Source organism: Rhodococcus sp. AB351 (assembly GCF_049538275.1).
Classification (GTDB): Bacteria; Actinomycetota; Actinomycetes; order Mycobacteriales; family Mycobacteriaceae; genus Rhodococcus.
On sequence record NZ_JBMVFW010000001.1, the window covers coordinates 1,197,512 to 1,213,374 of the forward strand.

The 15,863-nt window shown below is 67.2% G+C and carries 12 protein-coding genes; all 12 read left to right on the forward strand.

Going from position 1 to position 15,863, the window contains the following annotated elements; translation table 11 throughout:
• Positions 1 to 163 precede the first annotated feature (163 nt).
• The 12 genes from ACPCXD_RS05610 to rpoB all read left to right on the forward strand — a co-directional run bounded on the left by ACPCXD_RS05610 (position 164) and on the right by rpoB (position 15,812).
• On the forward strand, positions 164 to 1,240 hold the full coding sequence (locus ACPCXD_RS05610) for an ABC transporter ATP-binding protein (protein ID WP_324256240.1): 1,077 nt from the start codon (positions 164 to 166) through the stop codon (positions 1,238 to 1,240).
• Positions 1,241 to 1,325: 85 nt separating this feature from the next.
• A complete protein-coding gene (locus ACPCXD_RS05615; protein WP_006552286.1) occupies positions 1,326 to 2,117 on the forward strand; it encodes an MlaE family ABC transporter permease in 792 nt (263 codons plus the stop codon).
• A 4-nt stretch (positions 2,118 to 2,121) separates the two neighbouring features.
• Positions 2,122 to 2,982, forward strand: coding sequence for an MlaE family ABC transporter permease (locus ACPCXD_RS05620; RefSeq protein WP_024101684.1), 861 nt, complete (start codon positions 2,122 to 2,124; stop codon positions 2,980 to 2,982).
• Complete coding sequence (locus tag ACPCXD_RS05625) at positions 2,979 to 4,352, forward strand: MCE family protein (protein WP_016694782.1); 1,374 nt, start codon at positions 2,979 to 2,981, stop codon at positions 4,350 to 4,352. The genes ACPCXD_RS05620 and ACPCXD_RS05625 overlap by 4 nt, the downstream gene beginning before the upstream one ends.
• Positions 4,349 to 5,428: an MCE family protein gene (locus tag ACPCXD_RS05630; protein ID WP_016694781.1), complete on the forward strand. Its 1,080-nt coding sequence runs from the start codon at positions 4,349 to 4,351 to the stop codon at positions 5,426 to 5,428. Before ACPCXD_RS05625 ends, ACPCXD_RS05630 begins: the two co-directional genes overlap by 4 nt.
• Positions 5,425 to 6,423 carry an MCE family protein gene (locus ACPCXD_RS05635; RefSeq protein ID WP_016694780.1) on the forward strand — a complete coding sequence of 333 codons (999 nt, stop codon included), beginning with the start codon at positions 5,425 to 5,427 and terminating at the stop codon, positions 6,421 to 6,423. The genes ACPCXD_RS05630 and ACPCXD_RS05635 overlap by 4 nt, the downstream gene beginning before the upstream one ends.
• The gene (locus ACPCXD_RS05640; RefSeq protein ID WP_016694779.1) at positions 6,423 to 7,673 is read left to right on the forward strand and encodes an MCE family protein; all 1,251 of its coding nucleotides are present in this window, start codon (positions 6,423 to 6,425) and stop codon (positions 7,671 to 7,673) included. Before ACPCXD_RS05635 ends, ACPCXD_RS05640 begins: the two co-directional genes overlap by 1 nt.
• Before the next feature lie 14 nt (positions 7,674 to 7,687).
• Positions 7,688 to 9,001: an MCE family protein gene (locus ACPCXD_RS05645; RefSeq protein ID WP_019291235.1), complete on the forward strand. Its 1,314-nt coding sequence runs from the start codon at positions 7,688 to 7,690 to the stop codon at positions 8,999 to 9,001.
• The gene (locus ACPCXD_RS05650) at positions 8,998 to 10,245 is read left to right on the forward strand and encodes an MCE family protein (RefSeq protein WP_016694777.1); all 1,248 of its coding nucleotides are present in this window, start codon (positions 8,998 to 9,000) and stop codon (positions 10,243 to 10,245) included. The genes ACPCXD_RS05645 and ACPCXD_RS05650 overlap by 4 nt, the downstream gene beginning before the upstream one ends.
• A gap of 140 nt (positions 10,246 to 10,385) precedes the next feature.
• Positions 10,386 to 11,006: a hypothetical protein gene (locus ACPCXD_RS05655; RefSeq protein WP_423658881.1), complete on the forward strand. Its 621-nt coding sequence runs from the start codon at positions 10,386 to 10,388 to the stop codon at positions 11,004 to 11,006.
• A gap of 268 nt (positions 11,007 to 11,274) precedes the next feature.
• A complete protein-coding gene (locus tag ACPCXD_RS05660) occupies positions 11,275 to 11,916 on the forward strand; it encodes a hypothetical protein (protein WP_016694775.1) in 642 nt (213 codons plus the stop codon).
• A 389-nt stretch (positions 11,917 to 12,305) separates the two neighbouring features.
• On the forward strand, positions 12,306 to 15,812 hold the full coding sequence (gene rpoB / locus ACPCXD_RS05665; protein ID WP_026061693.1) for a DNA-directed RNA polymerase subunit beta: 3,507 nt from the start codon (positions 12,306 to 12,308) through the stop codon (positions 15,810 to 15,812).
• Positions 15,813 to 15,863: the final 51 nt, after the last annotated feature.

Sequence of the window (15,863 nt, forward strand, 5' to 3'; positions counted from 1 at the left end):
TATTTACATCGTGTTCATGCAGGTCACGGCATAAGTCCAGATATGTATGCCCCCTTGTACGAGGTCCTTACTCATGAGTAGGATCGCTTGTCACAGGTACCACTATTCATGCGATAGAGTGACCCAACCCACACGGGGGCGACGGTATCGGACAGCGGAGGTAATCGTGGGAGTCGAGGTTTCCGTCGAGGGGCTGACCAAGTCCTTCGGCTCGCAACGTATCTGGCAGGACGTGACGTTGACGCTGCCGGCGGGTGAGGTGTCCGCGTTGCTCGGTCCGTCGGGTACCGGTAAGTCGGTGTTCCTCAAGTCGCTGATCGGTCTGCTGCGCCCGGAGGAGGGCTCGATCGTCATCGACGGCACCGACATCCTGCAGTGCTCGAGCAAGGAGCTCTACGAGATCCGCAAGTTGTTCGGGGTGCTGTTCCAGGACGGTGCGTTGTTCGGGTCGATGAACCTCTACGACAATGTCGCCTTCCCGCTGCGCGAGCACACCAAGAAGTCCGAGTCGGAGATCCGGCAGATCGTGATGAGCAAGCTCGAGCTCGTCGGTCTGCTCGGCGCCGAGGACAAGCTCCCGGGTGAGATCTCCGGGGGGATGCGCAAGCGCGCCGGCCTGGCGCGGGCGTTGGTGCTCGATCCGGAGATCATCCTGGTCGACGAGCCGGATTCGGGTCTCGATCCGGTGCGCACCACCTACATTTCGCAGACGTTGATCGACATCAACGCGGAGATCGATGCGACGATCCTGATCGTGTCGCACAACATCAATCTGGCGCGCACGGTGCCGGACAACATCGGCATGTTGTTCCGCCGGCAGTTGGTGATGTTCGGTCCGCGCGAGGTGTTGCTGACCTCGGACGAGCCGGTGGTCAAGCAGTTCCTCAACGGCACGATGATCGGTCCGATCGGGATGTCGGAGGAGAAGGACGAGGCGACGATGGCGCACGAGCAGGCGCTCGTCGAGGCGGGTCATCATGCCGGTGGTGTGGACGATGTCGAGGGGATCGTGCCGCAGATGCAGGCCACGCCGGGGATGCCCGAGCGGCAGGCGGTGGCGCGTCGGCAGGAGCGGGTGCGGTCGATCCTGCACACCCTGCCCCCGGCCGCCCAGAGCGCCATCCTCGAGTCGCTCGATCACAACGGCGCGCCCCACACCGCCCGGGGCTATGCCGACGACGACACCCAGATCATTCCCGCCTACACCGGAGAGGGATACGAGCAGCAGGCCCAGCAGTAGCAACAGCCGCAGCAGTAGCAACAGCCGCAGCAGTGGTACAGCGTCAGTAGTGGCACAGCCGCAGGCTGGAGAAGTAGGAGAGTAGATGGGGGCGGGGAGCTCGCTCGTGCGGCCGGTTCACGGCGCACTCACCCAGGCCGGCAACATCGTCGAACTGTTCGTCGACGTCGTGCGGAACACCTTCCGCCGACCGTTCCAATTCCGGGAATTCATCGAACAGGCGTGGTTCATCGCCAGTGTCACGATTCTTCCGACGGCGCTCGTCGCGATCCCGTTCGGCGCCGTCGTGTCGCTGCAGACCGGCTCGCTGATCAAGCAGCTCGGCGCCGAATCGTTCACCGGCGCCGCGAGCGTCCTGGCGGTCATCCAGCAGGGCAGTCCGATCGTGACGGCTCTGCTGATCGCCGGTGCCGCCGGCTCCGCGGTCACCGCCGACCTCGGTTCGCGGACGATCCGCGAGGAGATCGACGCGATGGAGGTGCTGGGCATCAATCCCATCCAGCGACTCGTCGTCCCGCGAGTACTGGCGATGGTGCTCGTCGCGCTCCTGCTCAACGGTCTCGTCTCCGTGATCGGCATCGCCGGCGGCTACTTCTTCAACGTGGTGCTGCAGGGCGGTACCCCCGGCGCCTACCTCGCCTCCTTCTCCGCCCTCGCGCAGCTACCCGACCTCTACGTCGCCGAACTCAAGGCTGCGATCTTCGGGTTGATCGCCGGCGTCGTCGCGTCCTACAAGGGGCTGCACCCCGGTGCGGGCCCGAAGGGCGTGGGGGAGGCCGTGAACCAGACCGTCGTCATCACGTTCCTGCTGCTCTTCTTCGCGAACCTGATCCTGACGATGGTGTACCTGCAGATCGTTCCTGCGAAGGGATCCTGACCAGATGACAGTCTCCAGAGGCCGCGGAGATCTCGTTCTTCTCCGGGGTCGCCGAGCGGTGCGCGCACCGCTGAACGTGCTCGACCGCGCGGGGGACCAGATGTCCTTCTACGCGCGCGCCGTCGCGTGGACCCCGCGAACCCTCACCCACTACCGCAAGGAAGTCCTGCGGTTGCTCGCCGAGGTCACCTTCGGCAGCGGTGCACTCGCTGTGATCGGTGGCACCATCGGCGTCATCGCCATGATGTCCGGCTTCACCGGCGTCGTCGTGGGTCTGCAGGGTTACGCCGCGCTCGAGCAGCTCGGCTCGTCGGTGCTCACCGGCTTCCTCTCCGCCTACGTCAACACCCGTGAGTTGGCCCCGATCGTCGCGGCGCTCGCGTTGTCGGCGACCGTGGGCTGCGGCTTCACGGCACAGCTCGGCGCCATGAGGATCAGCGAGGAGATCGACGCCCTCGAGGTGATGGCCGTGCCGTCGCTGCCGTTCCTGGTGACCTCCCGGATGATCGCCGGCTTCGTCGCCGTGATCCCGCTGTACATCATCGGTCTCCTCGCGGCCTATCTCGCGACCCGCACGATCAGCACGCTGTTCAACGGCCAGTCGAGCGGCTCGTACGACCACTACTTCTATCTGTTCCTCCCACCGGAGGACGTGTTGTATTCGTTCGCGAAAGTGCTGGTCTTCGCGTTCGTGGTCATCCTCATCCACTGCTACTACGGTTTCCACGCCAGCGGCGGTCCCGCCGGCGTCGGTGTGGCCGTGGGCCGCGCGGTGCGTACCGCGATCGTGACGATCGCGATCCTCGACTTCTTCCTCAGCCTCGCGATCTGGGGCACGACGACCACGGTGAGGGTGGCCGGATGAGCGACACGACCACTTCGCCCGTGCGTCGGCGCACCCTGGGACTGATCTTCTTCGTGGTGCTGGCGCTGTTCCTGTACGTCACGATCGCGATGTACAACAAGACGTTCACGAAGGTCGTGAAGGTCGACCTCCGCACCGACAGCATCGGCAACGCGCTGCCGCTCAACGCCGACGTCAAGGCGCGCGGTGTGCTCGTCGGCGAGGTCCGCGGAACGAGCGCGGAAGGCGGCGACGTCACCGCGCATCTCGCTCTCGACCCCGACAAGGCCGAACTGATCCCGGTCAACGCCACGGCACAGCTGCTGCCGAAGACACTCTTCGGTGAGCGCTACGTCTCGCTGATCATCCCCGACGATCCGGGGCGTCCCGTCACGAACGGCGATGTGCTGGTGCAGGACACGAGCGAGCGCACCGTCGAACTCGGCGACGTGCTCGACGGGCTGCTCCCGCTCCTCGAGGCCGTCCCGCCGCAGGACCTCGCCAACACGCTCGGCGCATTGGCACAGGGACTGAGCGGACGCGGGGAGAAGCTGGGGCAGACGGTCGACGACCTCGAACAGATCTTCCGTGAGGTGAACGTCGAACTGCCCACGCTGCAGGAGGATCTGCGCGGTCTCGCCGACTTCTCGCAGACCTACTCCGAAGCCGCACCGGAACTCGTCGAGGCGCTGAACAACCTGCGCACGACGGGTGGCACGGTCGTCGAACAGCAGAACCAGATCCGCACGCTGCTCGCGAGCGCGACGGGAGCGTCGTCGCAGACGGCCGATTTCATCGAGCAGAACTCGAACTCGATCATCACGCTGTCCGCCGATTCGAAGGAGGCGCTGCAGCTGCTCGCCCGTTACTCGCCGTCCTTCCCGTGCACCTTCGAGGGATTCGCCGACGCGAAGCCGGCCGCCGTCGACCTGCTCGCGGCCGACGATCCGTTCCCGGGTGTGCGCGCGAACATCCAGTTCACGAACCCGAAGGGCCGCTACCTGCCGAACCAGGACGAACCGCGTCTGCTCGACGATCGCGGACCGGCCTGCTACAACGACGTGACCGCGCCCGGCCGCAACTTCCCGCAGTATCCGGGCGGTTCGGTCAACGACGGTTCGTACCAGGTGCCGTCGCGTAATCCCGGCCCCGAGACCATCGATTTCTTCCCTGCCCCGGCAGGATCCGGCGTCCCCGACGACGTCGGCGAGATCATCGGCACCTCGGGCAACGGCGCGACTCCCGTCTCGTACGCCGGCTCGCGTCTGGAACAGGACACGCTCGACGTGATCTACGGACAGGCCACCGGTGTCGACCCCGAGGAGGTCCCGTCCTGGACCACCCGGCTCGGCGCTCCGGCGATCCGCGGTACGGAGGTGAGCTTCCAGTGAGAGGTCTGGCAGCACCCCTGATCAAACTCATCGTGTTCGCCGTGGTCACCGTCATCGCGACCGGTGTCCTCGCCGCGACCATCGCCAGTGTCGGCGGTGGGGGAGGAACGAAGTTCCACGCGATCTTCTCCGACGTCACCTCGCTCAACAAGGGCGACGACATCCGCATCGCGGGTGTCCGCGTGGGACAGGTCGAGGAGATCTCGGTCTTCGACGAACGGCAGGCGCGGGTCACCTTCTCGCTCGAGGAGCGCGACTGGTTGCCTGCCGGTGCCACGGCGACCATCCGTTTCCGCAATCTCGTCGGCCAGCGGTACATCGCGCTCGGTCAGGGCGAGGGTGCGCAGGGCGAGAAGATCACGAGCGGCGACACGATCCCGATCGAGCGAACGAAGCCGGCGGTGAACCTCACGACGCTCTTCGACGGCTTCCGGCCGTTGTTCCAGACGCTGAGCGCCGACGACGTCAACAAGCTCTCGTTCCAGATCATCCAGGTCTTCCAGGGTGAGGCCGGAACGATCGACGATCTGGTGCGCAGCACCGCGTCGCTGACCAACACCATCGCCGACAAGGATCGCGTGATCGGTGCGGTGATCGACAACCTCAACACCGTCCTGGCCACGATCGACCAGCGCGACGAGCAGCTCGATTCGCTGCTCGTCAACACGCAGGCACTCGTCAGCGGATTGTCGGCCGACCGGGCGACCGTCGGTTCGGCGGTGGCGTCGATGGCGGGGCTGACCGACGCGGTCTCCGACGTCCTCGAGCCCACCCGTCCGTCGATCGCACAGTCGATCACGGCGCTCGAACAGGTCACCTCGAATCTCAACGCGAACCGCGACGAGGTCGACCGCGTCCTCGAGACGTTGCCGGTCAAGCTCGACAAGCTCGGGCGCGTGGCCAGCTACGGTTCGTGGTTCCAGTTCTACCTGTGCGGTATCGACATCGTCGCAGGTCCCGGTTCGGTCCCGTATCTGAATCTGCCGACGGGGCTGCCCACCGTGAACCAACCCATCTACACGAATGCGGCGAAGCGTTGCTCGCAGGAGGGGATGCAGGAGTTGCAGGGACGATGAGCAAACGTCGCAGTCCGGCCGCCGCCGGTGCCCTGGGCATCGTCGTGGTGCTGCTGGGGACACTGTCCGCCTTCTTCCTCGACGAACTGCCCATCATCGGGGCGGGCGCAACCTACGAGGCCGAATTCAGCGAGGCCGCAGGTCTCAAGCCCACCAACGAGGTGCGTATCGCCGGCGTGAAGGTCGGCAAGGTCACCGGAGTCGACCTCGAGGGCGACCGCGTGATCGTCTCGTTCAAGGTCCAGGACGCCTGGGTCGGGAACGACACGGCGGCCTCCATCCAGATCAAGACGATCCTCGGGCAGAAGTATCTGGCGCTCGAGCCGCGGGGTACGGAGGTGCTCGACCCGGACGACCGGATCCCGCTCGACCGGACGGTCGCGCCGTACGACGTGATCGAGGCGTTCTCGTCGGCGGCAACCACCCTCGGCGAGATCGATTCCGAACAGCTCGCGACCGGCTTCCAGACCCTGTCGGAGGCCTTCTCGGAGACACCCGACGACATCCGGGCCTCACTCGACGGCATCAGCCGCCTGTCCGAGACCGTCGCGAGTCGTGACCAGGAGCTGAAGAAACTCCTCGATGCGACCGGCAACGTCTCGAAGGTGCTCGCCGACCGCAACGCCGAGTTCAACCGGTTGCTCTCCGACGGCGCGCTGCTCGTCGCGGAACTGAACAACCGGCAGGAGGCGATCTCCCAGTTGCTCGACGGCACCAAGCGGTTGTCGGCCGAGCTCTCCGGGCTCGTCGAGGAGAACCGCGAGACCATCGGTCCCGCCCTGCAGCAGTTGCGCGGCGTCGTCGACATCCTCCAGGAGAACAACGACAACCTCGATCGGGCCATGGAGCTGTACGAGCCGTTCGTGCGCGTCTACACCAACGTTGTCGGCAACGGCCGGTGGTTCGACCAGGTCGTCGTGAACCTGACCCCGCCGGGCCTGCCGGAGATCCCCGGTTACCGCGAACCCGGTCGCCGCCTGGAAGGGGGTAACTGATGGCACACGCCGAGAACGGCGAGTCCCGCAGCAATCGCGGGCGCATCGCGCTGATCGCGGCCGTCGTGGCGGTCGCGGTGGCCCTGGCCGGAGCCGGCTGGTGGCTGTTCACCCGACTGGGCACCACCGAGATCACCGCCTACTTCGACAAGGCCGTCGGCATCTACGAGGGCTCCGACGTGCGGGTGCTCGGCGTCGAGGTGGGGAAGGTGACCTCCGTCGAACCGCAGGGCGATCTGGTGAAGGTCGGTCTGCGGGTGAACCGCGGCGTCGACATCCCGGCCGACGCTCGCGCCGTGCAGATCACCCCCTCGGTGGTCGCCGACCGTTACGTGCAGCTCACCCCCGCCTACACCGGCGGCGACACGATGAGCAGCGGTGCGGTGATCGACCGCGAGCGCACCGCCACCCCGGTGGAGGTCGACGAGCTCTACGCGAGCATCGACGAACTCTCCCGCGCGCTCGGTCCCGACGGCGCGAACCGTGAGGGCGCGCTGACCGATTTCGTGGAGGTCGGTGCGGAGAACCTCGCCGGCAACGGCGAGGCCCTCGGGCAGAGCATCGAGAACCTGTCGGCCGCCGCGCGCACGCTCGACCAGTCGCGCGACGACCTCTACGGCACGATCGAGAACCTGCAGGTGTTCGTCAGCGCCCTCGCGGCCAACGACGAGCAGGTGCGCCAGTTCAACGCCCAGCTCTCGGACCTGTCGGGATTCCTGGCGGGGGAGCGGCAGAACCTCGGCGAGGCCCTGAACACGCTGTCGGTCACGCTCGGCGACGTCGCGACGTTCGTGCGCGACAACCAGGCGGCCGTGAAGGACAACGTCGACGCACTCGTGCCGATCACGGAGACCCTGTCGAATCGTCGGCAGGAACTCGTGGATTCGCTGACGCTGCTCCCGCTCGCGGTGAGCAACCTCGTCAACTCCTACGACGCCGAAGCCGGTGTGCTCGCGTCGCGCCTCGTGCTGCCCGACCTGCAGGATCCTGCGGGAGCGGTGTGCAAGCTCATCGATCTGGGCAATCTCGTGCCCGGCGACGAGCGTTTCGAGCAGCTCGGCCGGCAGATGCAGCCGCTGATCGACCGGTGCCGCGACGTCGCCACACAGATCACCGAGGACCAGCGGTCCCCGGATCTGATCCTGCCGTTCGGTGTCCTGAGCGGCGAGAACATTCAGCGGCAGGTCACTCCGGGCACGGTGCCCGGCGTGGTCTCGCCCCGGCTCGACCTCCAGGGAGGAGATCGGTGAGCGGCGCGAAGAGGATGGGCCGCACAGGTGTCTTCGGAGCGGCCGCGTGCGTGGTCGCTGTGACGGTCACGGGGTGCGGCGGTCTGTCCGACGTCCCGTTGCCCGGCGGCGCCGACGTGGGGAGCGATCCGATCCGTCTGTCCGTCCAGTTCGACGACGTGCTCGACCTGGTTCCGCAGTCGAGCGTGAAGGTCGACGGTGTACCGGTCGGGCGCGTCGAATCGATCTCGGTCGCATCCGATTTCGGGTGGACCGCCGACGTCGGCATCGTGCTCGACTCGAGTGTCGACCTGCCGGCGAACGCGCTCGCGAGCGTCGAACAGTCGAGTCTGCTCGGTGAGAAGTTCGTGCAACTCACGCCTCCGGAGGACGAGCCCCCGACGGGCCGGCTCGCGGACGGCGACGTGATCCCGCTCGACCGCACCCGGCACGCCACCGAACTCGAACCGGTGCTCGGCGCGCTGTCGCTGCTGCTCAACGGTGGCGGTGTCGGTCAGCTCGCGCCGATCGTCAACGAATTGTCGACGGCCTTCGACGGCCGCGAGGGAACCACGCGCAGCCTGATCGAGCAGGCCGAGACCCTGATCACCGGTCTCGAACAGCAACGCGACGACATCACCCGGGCGCTCGACGGACTCGACGAGCTCACGGTGCGGGTCGCGGAGCAGAACGACAAGATCGCCGCCGTGCTCGACGAACTGCCGGTCGCGACCGAGGTGCTCGAACAGCAGCGGCCGCAGCTGACCCAGCTGCTCGGCCAGCTCGACCGGCTCGGCACCGCGGGTGTCGACGTCCTCGATCAGTCCAAGGAGGATCTGATCGCCGACCTTTTGGCGCTGCGCCCGACCCTCCAGGCACTCGCGGCATCGGGCGACGACCTCGTCGAGGCGCTCGCCTTCGTGCCCACGGTGCCGTTCCCGGACGGTGTCGAGAAGGTCGCGCTGGGCAACTCGGTGAACCTCTTCCTCGTCGTCGACCTGCAGATCGGCAACGCGCTGGCCGCGCTCGGTGTGGGCCAGGGCGACCCGGTCTACCGCGAGCCGAAGTTCGGCAATCCGAAGCCGCTCGTCGACCCGTCCAACCCGTACTACGACGGGAACGGGCCCGCCCCGGGCTGGCCCACCGTGTCGCTGCTGCCGGTGCTTCCCACTCCGCGTCTGCCCGGTGTGACGCTGCCCGAAGGGGTGTCGCTGCCCGACGGCATCGAGATCCCGGGGGTCACCGAGGCCGGCGCGGACACCGACACCGGTGCCGACGGTGACGAGGCCCCACAGCCGGGGCCGCTGCAAGGTTTGCTGAATCAGCTCGGACTCGGGGGTGGGCAGTGAGATCGCGCCTGGTGAAAGTGCAGCTCGCGCTGTTCGTGGTCATCGCGCTGCTCGGCATCGTGTTCGTCGGTGCCCGGTACGTGCGGCTCGACAACCTCATGGGCTTCGGCCAGTACACCGTCGACGCGCGGTTCCCGACCGGCGGCGGCATCTTCCCGAACGCCGAGGTCACCTACCGCGGGGTGCCCGTGGGCCGTGTCGGGGCGCTCAGCCTCACGGACGACGGCATCAACGTCGAGCTGCGTCTCGACAACGGCGGACCGCAGATCCCGGCGTCGGCGCGACCGGTCGTGGCGAACCGGTCGGCGATCGGTGAGCAGTACGTCGATCTGCAGCCGCCGAACGACGAGGGCCCCTATCTCGAACAGGGCTCCGTCATCGAGGGCACCGAGGAGGATCTGCCCACGCCGGTCGAGGACCTGCTGCTGAGCACGAACGACCTCGTGTACTCGGTTCCGCTCGAGCCGCTGCGCACCGTCGTCACCGAGCTCGGCGCGGCCTTCGACGGCCGCGGCGACGACCTGCAGGTGCTCGTCGACGCGCTCGCCGGTCTCAGCGAGAAGGGCGCCGAGTACCTGCCGCAGACCGTCACGCTGATCCGCGACAGCCTCACGGTGCTCGACACGCAGTCCGACCAGTCGTCGGCGATCCAGCAGTTCAGCTCGGATCTGGACCTGGTGACCGCACAGCTCCGCGACAGCGATCCCGATCTGCGGCGCCTGATCGACACCGGCACCGACGCGAGCGACCAGCTCTCGCAGCTGATCGAGGGCTCCGGCCCGGGCCTGACCACCGACCTCGCGAACCTCGCGGCGGTGGCGGAAGTGGCCGCGCCGCAGTCGATCGCCCTGCAGCCGCTGCTGGCCTTCCTTCCCGCCGTCGCGGGCAGTGCGAGTACGGTCGCTCCGGGCGACGGTGCGGTGCGTCAGGGCATCGTGCTCGAGACCAACAATCCGCCTTCGTGCACCATCGGGTACGAGGGGACGCAGGAGATCCTCGCGCAGATGCGCGCGCAGGATCCGAACTTCGACGAGACCCAGCAGGACTTCCCGTTCAACACGAACGCCTCGTGCGAGGTGCCGCAGGGCAGTGTCACCGGCGTGCGCAGCGCGAACCGCATCGTCTTCGCCGATCCGAACACGATCCAGCCCTGGGATTTCAAGCCGAAGAAGGACCCCGACAAGCTCAACCTGAATCCGATCGCGACGCAGCTCGCGCCGTTGCTCGGAGTCACCCCGAAGTGAGCAGTTAGTAGGTTTGTGGAGTGAGTGCACCAATTTCCTCCGACGCTCCGCCCACCCCGCCCCCATCCGCCGACGGCAACTCGCCCGCGGACGGCCGGGGACCGGGCGGGGCACGCAGGGCGGCCCTCGCCGTCGTCTCGGTGCTCGCCGTCGTCGCCCTCGCGGCGGCGGTGTGGTTCGGCTACGGCTGGGGGCGTGCGCTCCTGGTGGACCGTTCGACCGCCGAGGCGCGCGACGCCGCACTCTCGGGAGCCATGCAGGCGGCCGTCAACCTGAACAGTGTCGACGCGAACGACGTCGACCTGTCGATCGAGAACATGCGGTCGTCGATCACCGGCGACGCCCTGCGCAACGATCTCGCGGCGACCGAGGAGGACATCCGGGCTCGGGTCGCGGAGACCGGCACCAGCATGTCGGCCGAAGTGCTGTTCGGAACGCTCACCGAACTCAACACCGACGACGATCTGGGTAAGGCGCTCGTCGTGCTCGCCGTGCGCACCCAGACCCCCGAGTACTTCGTGACCAACAAGGTCCCGGTGCTCGTGTCGCTGCGCAAGGACGGCGACGTGTGGAAGGCCGAGACCATCGAGCCGCTCGCCTCCGTCGAGATGGAGTCGGGCCCGGTCCCCGGTGCTCCGGCTCCCGATCCCGGCGCGCAGCCCGCGCCCGACGATTCCGGGGCGCCCGCGCCGGGAGATACCGGGGCGCCCGCGCCGGGAGATACCGGGGCGCCCGCGCCCGAGGGCGAGGCGGGCCCATGATGTTCGGCAAGTCGACGAAGGAGAACGTGTAGTGCCCCCGCAGCGACGGAAGACCGGCCCCAGCGGGCCCCCGCGCCGTCGGCCGAAGGTCGCCGGCACGTCCCGACCGCCCCGGATGACCCCTGCAGAGGACGAACGCCCGACCCCGGCGCAGGACGAACGCCCGTCCCGGACGGAGCGGACGATCACGCCGCCCGAACAGGGGAGTACCGGACCGGCGGAGACCCGTACAGGGGAAAACCCTGCCGAGCAGTCGCGACCTTCCGAGGTGACGCTCGACAAGCAGGAGAACGAGCACGAGAAGCCCGCGCCGACGGCCGCCGACACGGCCGGGTCCCCGGCAGCGAGCCCGGCGGAGACTGCGACCGAGCCCGGGGATCCACCGGAGCCTCCCGCCGGTGAGGCCGGCGGGTCGCGTGCCTCCGGTGGGTGGCGCCCGGTGATTCTCGTCGGTGCGGTGGCGGTGGTGCTCGCGGTGATCGCCGCGGTCGCGGCCTTCCGTCCCGGTGCCGACGTCTCGAACGTCGCGTGGGTCGACACCGCGGAGACCCGGGAGGTCACCGAGGCCGCGAAGGTCGCGATCGAGACCATGCACGGCTACGACTACCGCACCATCGACGAGGACTTCGGGCGGATCCGGGAGTTGCTGACCCCGGAGCGGCTCGAGGAGTTCGACTCGACCGCGGACGTCACCAAGAAGGCCGCGATCGACACCCGCACGGTCACCGAGGTGATGGTCGAGCACATCGGCGCGACGATGCTCGACGACACCCGCGCCGAGGTCGCCGCCTACATCAACGTCAGCGCCACCGGCGACGGGATCGCCCAGGGCAGCGCGGCCGCACCGCTGCTGGTGAGGATGGAGAAGTCGGACGGACGATGGCTGGTCTCGGAGATCCGCGACCGGTGACGACGGCTGCGGATCGCCCCCTCACCGGGGGTGTCCGCGGCCGCGACGCGCGGATCGTTCCGGACGCGCAGTCTTGACGCAGGCGACGCGAGCGGTCACTCTATCGGTACGCCTGTTCGACTGAAGGCTTCCTCGTGAGCCGCTCGAGGTCGTTTGCCAGGTTTCTTTGAGGCACCCCTGTGGACATTTCGCCTACTTAGGTGTAGGTTAGTTCTTTGCGCTGGCTGCCTCCTGTTCACCTTCTGATCGTCGAGTCGGAATCCGCCCTTTCGGGCGAGACCGTTTCGGTGTGTCGGTGGGGTTCTCGTTCGGGTTGCGACCAGCGAAAACGCCCCACATGAAGAAGCAGGTACAGCGGCGGTCGCACCGGTTGGAGCGGCCCGCGTGAGGTGCTGGAAGGACGCATCTTGGCAGTCTCTAGCCAGACCAAGGCAGTAGCCGGAATCCCCGGAGCCCCGACGAGGGTGTCGTTCGCGAAGATTCGCGAACCCCTCGAAGTTCCCGGGCTCCTCGATCTACAGACCGATTCCTTCGAATGGTTGATCGGCTCGGAGCGCTGGCGCGCGAAGGCTGCCGAGCGCGGCGACGGTCACGTCGTCGGTGGCCTGGAGGAGATCCTCGACGAGCTCTCGCCGATCGAGGACTTCTCGGGTTCGATGTCCCTGTCCTTCTCCGATCCTCGTTTCGACGAGGTCAAGGCCTCCGTCGAGGAGTGCAAGGACAAGGACATGACGTACGCGGCTCCGCTGTTCGTCACTGCCGAGTTCATCAACAACAACACCGGCGAGATCAAGAGCCAGACGGTCTTCATGGGTGACTTCCCGATGATGACCGACAAGGGCACCTTCATCATCAACGGCACCGAGCGTGTCGTGGTGTCCCAGCTCGTCCGTTCGCCGGGCGTGTACTTCGACAAGACCGTCGACAAGAGCACCGAGAAGGACCTGCACAGCGTCAAGGTCATCCCGGGCCGCGGTGCCTGGCTCGAGTTCGACGTCGACAAGCGCGACACCGTCGGTGTGCGTATCGACCGCAAGCGCCGTCAGCCGGTCACCGTGCTGCTCAAGGCGCTGGGCTGGTCCACCGAGCAGATCGTCGAGCGTTTCGGATTCTCCGAGATCATGATGTCGACGCTCGAGAAGGACAACACGGCGGGCACCGACGAGGCGCTCCTCGACATCTACCGCAAGCTCCGTCCGGGCGAGCCGCCGACCAAGGAGAGCGCGCAGACCCTGCTGGAGAACCTCTTCTTCAAGGACAAGCGCTACGACCTGGCGCGCGTGGGCCGTTACAAGATCAACAAGAAGCTCGGCCTGAACACGGGTCAGCCGATCGAGGCGTCCACCCTCACCGAGGAAGACATCGTCGCCACGATCGAGTACCTCGTGCGTCTGCACGCGGGCGAGAACAAGATGACCGTCCCCGGCGGCGTCGAGGTTCCCGTCGAGGTCGACGACATCGACCACTTCGGCAACCGTCGTCTGCGCACGGTCGGTGAGCTCATCCAGAACCAGATCCGCGTGGGCCTGTCCCGCATGGAGCGCGTGGTCCGTGAGCGCATGACCACCCAGGACGTCGAGGCGATCACGCCGCAGACCCTGATCAACATCCGTCCGGTCGTGGCTGCGATCAAGGAGTTCTTCGGAACCTCCCAGCTGTCGCAGTTCATGGACCAGAACAACCCGCTGTCGGGCCTGACGCACAAGCGTCGTCTGTCGGCGCTGGGCCCCGGCGGTCTGTCGCGTGAGCGCGCCGGCCTCGAGGTCCGCGACGTCCACCCGTCGCACTACGGCCGCATGTGCCCGATCGAGACCCCGGAAGGCCCGAACATCGGCCTGATCGGCTCGCTGTCGGTGTACGCGCGGGTCAACCCGTTCGGCTTCATCGAGACGCCCTACCGCAAGGTCGTCGACGGTGTCGTCACCGACGAGGTCGAGTACCTCACGGCCGACGAGGAGGACCGCTACCTCATCGCGCAGGCCAACTCGCCGATCGGCTCCGACAACCGCTTCTCGGACGAGCGTGTCCTCGTCCGTAAGAAGGGCGCGGAGATCGAGTACGTCGCCGCCGACCAGGTCGAGTACATGGACGTCTCGCCGCGCCAGATGGTGTCGGTCGCGACCGCGATGATCCCGTTCCTCGAGCACGACGACGCCAACCGTGCCCTCATGGGCGCGAACATGCAGCGTCAGGCCGTGCCGCTGGTGCGCAGCGAGTCGCCGATCGTCGGTACCGGCATGGAGCTGCGTGCCGCCGTCGACGCCGGCGACGTCATCGTCACCGAGAAGAGCGGCGTGATCGAAGAGGTCTCCGCCGACTTCATCACCGTCATGGCCGACGACGGAACCCGCAAGACCTACCGTCTGCGCAAGTTCGACCGTTCGAACCAGGGCACCTGCTCGAACCAGCGTCCGATCGTGGACGAGGGACAGCGCGTCGAGTCCGGCCAGGTCCTCGCCGACGGCCCCTGCACCGAGAACGGTGAGATGGCGCTCGGCAAGAACCTGCTCGTGGCGATCATGCCGTGGGAGGGCCACAACTACGAGGACGCGATCATCCTGTCGCAGCGCCTCGTGGAGGAAGACGTGCTCACCTCGATCCACATCGAGGAGCACGAGATCGACGCCCGCGACACCAAGCTCGGTGCCGAGGAGATCACCCGCGACATCCCGAACGTCTCCGACGAGGTCCTCGCCGACCTCGACGAGCGTGGCATCGTCCGCATCGGTGCCGAGGTCCGCGACGGCGACATCCTCGTCGGCAAGGTCACGCCGAAGGGCGAGACCGAGCTGACCCCCGAGGAGCGCCTGCTCCGCGCGATCTTCGGTGAGAAGGCGCGCGAGGTCCGCGACACCTCCCTGAAGGTGCCCCACGGTGAGAACGGCAAGGTCATCGGTGTTCGCGTGTTCTCGCGCGAGGACGACGACGATCTGCCTCCGGGTGTCAACGAGCTCGTCCGCGTGTACGTGGCGCAGAAGCGCAAGATCCAGGACGGCGACAAGCTCGCCGGCCGCCACGGCAACAAGGGCGTCATCGGCAAGATCCTCCCGCAGGAGGACATGCCGTTCCTGCCCGACGGCACCCCGGTCGACATCATCCTGAACACCCACGGTGTTCCGCGTCGTATGAACATCGGCCAGGTCCTCGAGACGCACCTGGGCTGGATCGGCAAGGCCGGCTGGCAGATCCAGGTGGCCGACGACGGTAGCCGTCCCGAGTGGGCACAGAACCTCTCCGAGGAGATGCTCGCCGCCGAGCCCGACACCAACATCGCCACGCCGGTGTTCGACGGTGCCCGCGAGGAGGAGCTGACGGGTCTGCTGTCCTCGACGCTGCCGAACCGCGACGGCGAGGTCATGGTCGGCCCCGACGGCAAGGCGACGCTGTTCGACGGTCGCTCCGGCGAGCCGTTCCCGTACCCGGTGTCGGTCGGCTACATGTACATCATCAAGCTGCACCACCTGGTCGACGACAAGATCCACGCGCGTTCGACCGGTCCGTACTCGATGATCACGCAGCAGCCGCTCGGTGGTAAGGCGCAATTCGGTGGTCAGCGCTTCGGTGAGATGGAGTGCTGGGCGATGCAGGCCTACGGCGCCGCCTACACCCTCCAGGAGCTGCTCACGATCAAGTCCGACGACGTCGTCGGTCGCGTCAAGGTCTACGAGGCGATCGTCAAGGGCGAGAACATCCCCGAGCCGGGTATCCCCGAGTCGTTCAAGGTGCTCCTCAAGGAACTCCAGTCGCTGTGCCTGAACGTGGAGGTCCTCTCCAGCGACGGCGCGGCCATCGCGATGGCCGACGGCGACGACGAGGACCTCGAGCGGGCGGCCGCCAACCTGGGCATCAACCTTTCCCGCAACGAGTCGGCCACGGTCGACGACCTCGCGAACTAGGAGCCGAGCCGATGCGGTACGCACCCCGACACCACCGGGCGCGTACCGCAT

What these genes read in the sequence shown, in the direction of transcription:
- ACPCXD_RS05640 (WP_016694779.1), top strand. Translation starts at nt 6,423, where the DNA reads ATGGCACACGCCGAGAACGGCGAGTCCCGCAGCAATCGCGGGCGCATC.
- ACPCXD_RS05620 (WP_024101684.1), top strand. Translation starts at nt 2,122, where the DNA reads ATGACAGTCTCCAGAGGCCGCGGAGATCTCGTTCTTCTCCGGGGTCGC.
- ACPCXD_RS05645 (WP_019291235.1), top strand. Translation starts at nt 7,688, where the DNA reads ATGGGCCGCACAGGTGTCTTCGGAGCGGCCGCGTGCGTGGTCGCTGTG.
- ACPCXD_RS05625 (WP_016694782.1), top strand. Translation starts at nt 2,979, where the DNA reads ATGAGCGACACGACCACTTCGCCCGTGCGTCGGCGCACCCTGGGACTG.
- ACPCXD_RS05635 (WP_016694780.1), top strand. Translation starts at nt 5,425, where the DNA reads ATGAGCAAACGTCGCAGTCCGGCCGCCGCCGGTGCCCTGGGCATCGTC.
- ACPCXD_RS05615 (WP_006552286.1), top strand. Translation starts at nt 1,326, where the DNA reads ATGGGGGCGGGGAGCTCGCTCGTGCGGCCGGTTCACGGCGCACTCACC.